Origin of the sequence: Pseudomonas sp. PS02290 (assembly GCF_029960075.1) — a bacterium.
In the GTDB taxonomy this organism is placed as follows: domain Bacteria; phylum Pseudomonadota; class Gammaproteobacteria; order Pseudomonadales; family Pseudomonadaceae; genus Aquipseudomonas.
On the sequence record NZ_JASCOY010000173.1, the window covers coordinates 1 to 5,472 of the forward strand.

General features: G+C 63.1%; 4 protein-coding genes. 3 read left to right on the forward strand and 1 reads right to left on the reverse strand.

Annotated features, from left to right (window positions below; translation table 11 throughout):
• Nucleotides 1-453 precede the first annotated feature (453 nt).
• Complete coding sequence (locus QMX88_RS28615; protein ID WP_282373610.1) at nucleotides 454-888, forward strand: GNAT family N-acetyltransferase; 435 nt, start codon at nucleotides 454-456, stop codon at nucleotides 886-888.
• An 18-nt stretch (nucleotides 889-906) separates the two neighbouring features.
• Here QMX88_RS28615 and QMX88_RS28620 read toward each other — a convergent pair whose 3' ends face one another.
• Nucleotides 907-1,794: a DMT family transporter gene (locus tag QMX88_RS28620; protein ID WP_282373611.1), complete on the reverse strand. Its 888-nt coding sequence runs from the start codon at nucleotides 1,792-1,794 to the stop codon at nucleotides 907-909.
• Nucleotides 1,795-2,358: 564 nt separating this feature from the next.
• On the opposite strand from QMX88_RS28620, the gene QMX88_RS28625 reads away from it, so the two are divergent.
• Nucleotides 2,359-4,071, forward strand: a complete 1,713-nt coding sequence (locus tag QMX88_RS28625) for an amidase (protein ID WP_282373612.1) — start codon at nucleotides 2,359-2,361, stop codon at nucleotides 4,069-4,071.
• 72 nt (nucleotides 4,072-4,143) lie between these two features.
• Nucleotides 4,144-4,983 carry a glutathione-dependent disulfide-bond oxidoreductase gene (gene yghU, locus QMX88_RS28630; RefSeq protein ID WP_282373613.1) on the forward strand — a complete coding sequence of 280 codons (840 nt, stop codon included), beginning with the start codon at nucleotides 4,144-4,146 and terminating at the stop codon, nucleotides 4,981-4,983.
• The last annotated feature ends 489 nt before the right edge of the window (nucleotides 4,984-5,472 follow it).

Genomic DNA, 5,472 nt, shown 5'->3' on the forward strand with positions numbered 1-5,472 from the left:
CGCGCCGAACGGACATCCATGTCCTGACGGCGCTCTCGCGGCATCCATGCCGCTCGGCCCACTCCGCGTCGTCTGCGTTCGGCCTGCACCCAAGTCGCGATTTGTGTCGTCTGAACTATCTGCGTATGAAGATCAAAAGCGCTTTTAGAGCAGATCAAGAGCTTCCCGGCTAAAGCCGGTCCTACAGGGATACGCGGTGTGTGTGGGACCGGCGTTAGCCGGGAAGAGGCCAGTGCAGGCGCTTGCAATTTTACTGATCAGACACCCTACCTGTGGGAGCGAGCTTGCTCGCGAATGCTGTCGCTGTTGCTGTGCTCTTGATCTTGTCCGATCGTTCCCATGCTCCGCGTGGGAATGCATCCCATGACGCTCCGCGTCACCTTGCGGCTGACATGACACCCCACCAATCGCGCTGCTACGCTCCCTGCCCTCTCTCCACTTCAGGCGCCAACCATGCCCATCATCCGCCCCATGACCCCGGACGATTACGACGCCATCACTCAGCTGATGCGCGACACGCCGGGTATTTCCTTGCGTGACGCGGACTCCCGCGAGTCCACCGAGCGGTATCTGCTGCGCAACCCCGGACTGAGTTTTGTGGCGGAGGACGGTTCACTCATCTGCGGCTGTGTGATGTCGGGCCATGATGGCCGGCGCGGGTATCTGCAGCATTTGCTGGTGCTGCCTGAGTATCGGCGGCAGGGAATCGGGCAGGCGCTGGTCGAGCGGTGTCTGGTCAGTCTGGAGGCGGAAGGCATTCACAAATGCCATATCGACGTGCTCAAGACCAACCCGGCCGCAGCGACCTATTGGGCGAACCAGGGCTGGCAGTTGCGGGTTGATATCCACCGTTTTTCCTTCACCCGTCCGGGCAATGAAAACGCCTGACACTCAGCTAGACCCTGATCAGACCTGACTGACAGGCGCCACGGGTTGGCGTCTGGCGTAAACCATCAGGCCGCTGAGGAGGATAAGTCCGATGCCAAACAGCGAGGCGGTGCCCGGGAAGTTGCCGAACAGCAGAACCCCGTACGCCACCGCGAAGATGATTTGCAGGTAACCCAACGGTGCGAGCACGGAGGAGGACGCGTAACGATAGGACTTGGCCATCAAAAAATGCGCGCACAGCCCCAGACCGCCCAGCACCAGCAGCAACCCCATCTGCAACCAGTCAGGTTCGGCCCAGTAAAACGGCACGATGGCGCTGAGGATCAGGGTGCAGAACACGCCAACGTAGAAGCTGCACACCGACGCGCTGTCGGTCTCCCCCGCCAGTTGCGTGAGCAGTTGGTACAGCGCGAAGAACAGCGCGGTCGCGAGGGGAAACAGCATCCACAGCGAGAAGGCGTCGCTCGCCGGGTTGATGATCACCAGCACGCCGATGAAGCCCAGCACCACCGACAGCCACTGCCAGCGATCCGCCTTGATGCCGAAGATCAGCGGCGACAGGATCGTTACAAAAGCAGGGGCCAGGAAGACCAGCGCCGTGGATTCGGCGATGGGGACGTGGGTCAGGCCGAACAGGAAAGACAGGCTGTCGGCGAGCAACACCACCGCGCGCAGCAGGTGCAGCCAGGGCCGTCGGGTGTGGAAGACGTTTGCGCCGCCGTTGCGCAGCAGCACGGTGGTCACCAGCGTCGAGTGAACCAGGTAGCGGGCCCAGGCGACGAAGATCACCGGCAGGGAATAGATCAGCGTCTTGGAAATCGCATCATGACTGGCGAACGTCAGCGCCACGCCCGCCATCAACCACATGCCGATGACTTGCCGGTGCGCGCCGTGATGGGGGGTCATTGCAAAACCTGCCACAGAAAATGATGCGCAGGAGTTAACCACAGAACTCGGCCCAGGCGCCTTGCGCACTTTGTCCTAGAGTCCCGCGAACCATGCCCAAGCGCTCCGCGCACTTTATCGCGGGCAATAAAAAACCCGCCTGAGCGGGTTCTTTTCTATCAACACCATTCCAACATCCTGTCAGTAGCCGTCCCGGCAAATGGTGGATCATCCATGACCTGCGAAGCACATCCAGCGCCTCGGTTGATGGATCCAAGGTTGCGCTTGCCGCGCTTCGCTGTACAGGGCGACATTGCTCCACAGCGTGTAAGCCTTTCGCTATACCGCACGGGCGGTGGCCCACTCACGCTCCCAATGAAGAGCACCTGCGCAAGCCTCGCGACAAAGGCATGGCGGAGGCATAATGTGCGCCACACGAATACGCCCGCCGACCTGAGCCGCGTTGTCCACCCACGCCTCAGTCGGTTTCAAACCAGCCCGGCCCTGCCGCGCAACGGGAAGCGATATGCCAATTCTTGTTCAGACGTCCTGCCCTCTACTCCCCGGCTCACGGTCGTCGCAGTCATGATCGAAGTCACCGAAGTCTCCATCGCGCAGTTGCGCTCAGCCCTTGAAGCGGGCCAGACCACCGCCGTCGAACTGGTCCAGGCGTACCTCGCCAGAATCGACGCCTATGACGGCACCGCCACCGCCACCGCGCTCAACGCCGTGGTCGTGCGCAATCCCCAGGCCCTCGACGAAGCGCAAGCCTCCGATGACCGTCGCGCGCGAGGCGAAACCCTCGGCCCCCTCGACGGCATTCCCTACACCGCCAAAGACAGCTATCTGGTCAAAGGCCTCACGGCCGCATCGGGCAGCCCGGCGTTTGCCGAACTGGTCGCTCACCGTGATGCGTTCACCATCGAGCGGTTGCGTGGGGCCGGCGCGATCTGTCTGGGCAAGACCAACATGCCGCCGATGGCCAATGGCGGCATGCAGCGCGGCGTCTATGGCCGCGCTGAAAGCCCTTACAACGGCGATTTCCTGACGGCGCCGTTTGCGTCCGGGTCTTCCAACGGCGCCGGCACTGCAACGGCGGCGAGTTTCGCGGCGTTCGGGCTGGCCGAAGAAACCTGGTCGAGCGGCCGCGGCCCTGCGTCGAACAACGGCGTGTGCGCCTACACGCCGTCACGCGGGGTGATTTCGGTGCGCGGCAACTGGCCGCTGACGCCGACCATGGACGTGGTCGTGCCCTTCGCGCGGACCATGGCCGACCTGCTCGAAGTGCTGGACGTGGTGGTCGCCGAAGACCCCGACAAACGCGGCGACCTGTGGCGGTTGCAGCCGTGGGTGCCGATTCCCTCGGTCGACTCGGTGCGCCCGGCGTCCTACGCCGACCTCGCCGCCAGCCCGCAAACCCTGGCCGGCAAACGCTTTGGCGTGCCGCGCATGTACATCAATGCCGACCCGGAAGCCGGTACCTGCGAAGCACCCGGCATTGGCGGCCCCACCGGCCAGCGCATCATCACCCGCGCCTCGGTGATCGACCTGTGGGAACAGGCGCGCCAGGCACTCGAAGCCCAGGGCGCCGAAGTCATCGAAGTGGATTTCCCGCTGGTCTCCAACTGCGAGGGCGATCGTCCCGGCGCGCCGACGGTGTACAACCGCGGCGTCGTTTCCAAAGAGTTCCTGCACCACGAACTGTGGGACCTCACCGCCTGGGCGTTCGACGATTTTCTGCAGGCCAACGGCGATCCGAAACTCAACCGCCTAGCCGACGTCAATGGCCCGCTGATTTTCCCCCATGATCCGGGCACTCTGCCCAACCGCGAGGGCGATCTCGCTGCCGGCATGGACGAGTACGTGAAGATGGCCCAACGCGGCATCACGCCGTGGGACCAGATCGACACCTTGCCGGACGGCCTGCGCGGGCTGGAACATACCCGCCGCATTGACCTCGAAGACTGGATGCAGCGGCTCGGGCTGGATGCCGTGCTGTTCCCGACCGTGGCCGACGTAGCCCCGGCCGATGCCGATTTCAACCCTGCCTCGGCGGACATCGCCTGGAGCAACGGCGTCTGGGTCGCCAACGGCAACCTCGCGATCCGTCACCTGGGCGTGCCCACCGTTACGGTGCCGATGGGCGTGATGGCCGACATTGGCATGCCCGTGGGCCTGACCTTCGCCGGCCGCGCATACGACGATTCCGCCCTGCTGCGCTTCGCTTCGGCGTTCGAATCCATCGGCAGCAAGCGCCAGATTCCGCCGCGCACGCCGCCGTTGTCTTCTGCTCGATAAACAGTGTTAAAGGGTCGGGGCCGGCGCGTCTCGACTCCTCCCGCTAAAACTGACCCTCAGGAGAAGTGTTCAATGAGCAAGGCACCTTACGTCCCGCCTACCGTGTGGAAAAACGAAGCGCCCTCCGGCGGCCAGTTCGCCAGCATCAACCGCCCGACGGCCGGACCGACCCACGAGAAAGTCCTGCCGGTCGGCAAGCACCCCTTGCAGCTGTATTCGCTGGCCACGCCCAACGGCGTCAAAGTGACGATTCTGCTTGAGGAGCTGCTTGCCCTTGGCCACAGCGGCGCCGAGTACGACGCCTGGCTGATCCGTATCAACGAGGGCGATCAGTTCGGCAGCGGCTTCGTCGACATCAACCCCAACTCGAAAATCCCCGCACTGCTGGATCGCAGCGTCGAACCCAACCTTCGCGTGTTCGAGTCCGGTTCGATCCTGCTGTATCTGGCGGAGAAGTTTGGCGAGTTGCTGCCCAAGGATCTGGCGGGCCGCACCGAAACCCTGAACTGGCTGTTCTGGCAGATGGGCGCTGCGCCGTATCTGGGTGGGGGCTTCGGGCACTTTTATGTGTACGCGCCGGAGAAGTTTGAGTACGCGATCGACCGCTTCACCATGGAAGCCAAGCGTCAGTTGGACGTGCTGAATCGGCGCCTCAGCGAAAGCGCTTATCTGGCCGGCGACAGCTACACCATCGCCGACATCGCCGTGTGGTCGTGGTACGGACAAGTGGTGCGCAACACCGTATACGGCGCCGCCGAATTCCTCGCCGCCCACGAATACACCCACGTGCAGCGCTGGGCCGAAACCATTGCGCAACGGCCGGCAGTGATTCGCGGCATGCGCGTCAACCGGACCTGGGGCGACGAAGCCACTCAAGTGCCGGAACGGCATGATGCGTCGGACTTGGATTGAGGCAGTTCCCGGCGGTCAGTGAGGCTCTCCAGTCTCACTGACACACCACGGATCCTTGTAGGACCGGCTTCAGCCGGGAAGGCGTCGATGGTCATACCGCAAATTAATGGTGTTCACACCGGCCTCTTCCCGGCTAAAGCCAGTCCTACGATGACACCGCATCCATCCAGTTGCATCGCGTGGTCTAAATGTAGGACCGGCTTCAGCCGGGAAGGCGTCGGTCGTCATACCGCAAATTAATGGTGCTCACACCGGCCTCTTCCCGGCTAAAGCCAGTCCTACGATGACACCGCATCCATCCAGTTGCACCGCGTGGTCTAAATGTAGGACCGGCTTCAGCCGGGAAGGCGTCGGTCGTCACGCCGCAAAATTGTTGGTGCTCACACCGGCCTCTTCCCGGCTAAAGCCGGTCCTACGATGACACCGCATTCGTCCAGCTGCACCGCGTGGTCTAAATGTAGGACCGGCTTCAGCCGGGAAGGCGTCGGT

Coding starts and splice junctions, on each gene's coding strand:
- QMX88_RS28615 (WP_282373610.1), top strand. CDS start 454: ATGCCCATCATCCGCCCCATGACCCCGGACGATTACGACGCCATCACT.
- QMX88_RS28620 (WP_282373611.1), bottom strand. CDS start 1,794: ATGACCCCCCATCACGGCGCGCACCGGCAAGTCATCGGCATGTGGTTG.
- QMX88_RS28625 (WP_282373612.1), top strand. CDS start 2,359: ATGATCGAAGTCACCGAAGTCTCCATCGCGCAGTTGCGCTCAGCCCTT.
- yghU (WP_282373613.1), top strand. CDS start 4,144: ATGAGCAAGGCACCTTACGTCCCGCCTACCGTGTGGAAAAACGAAGCG.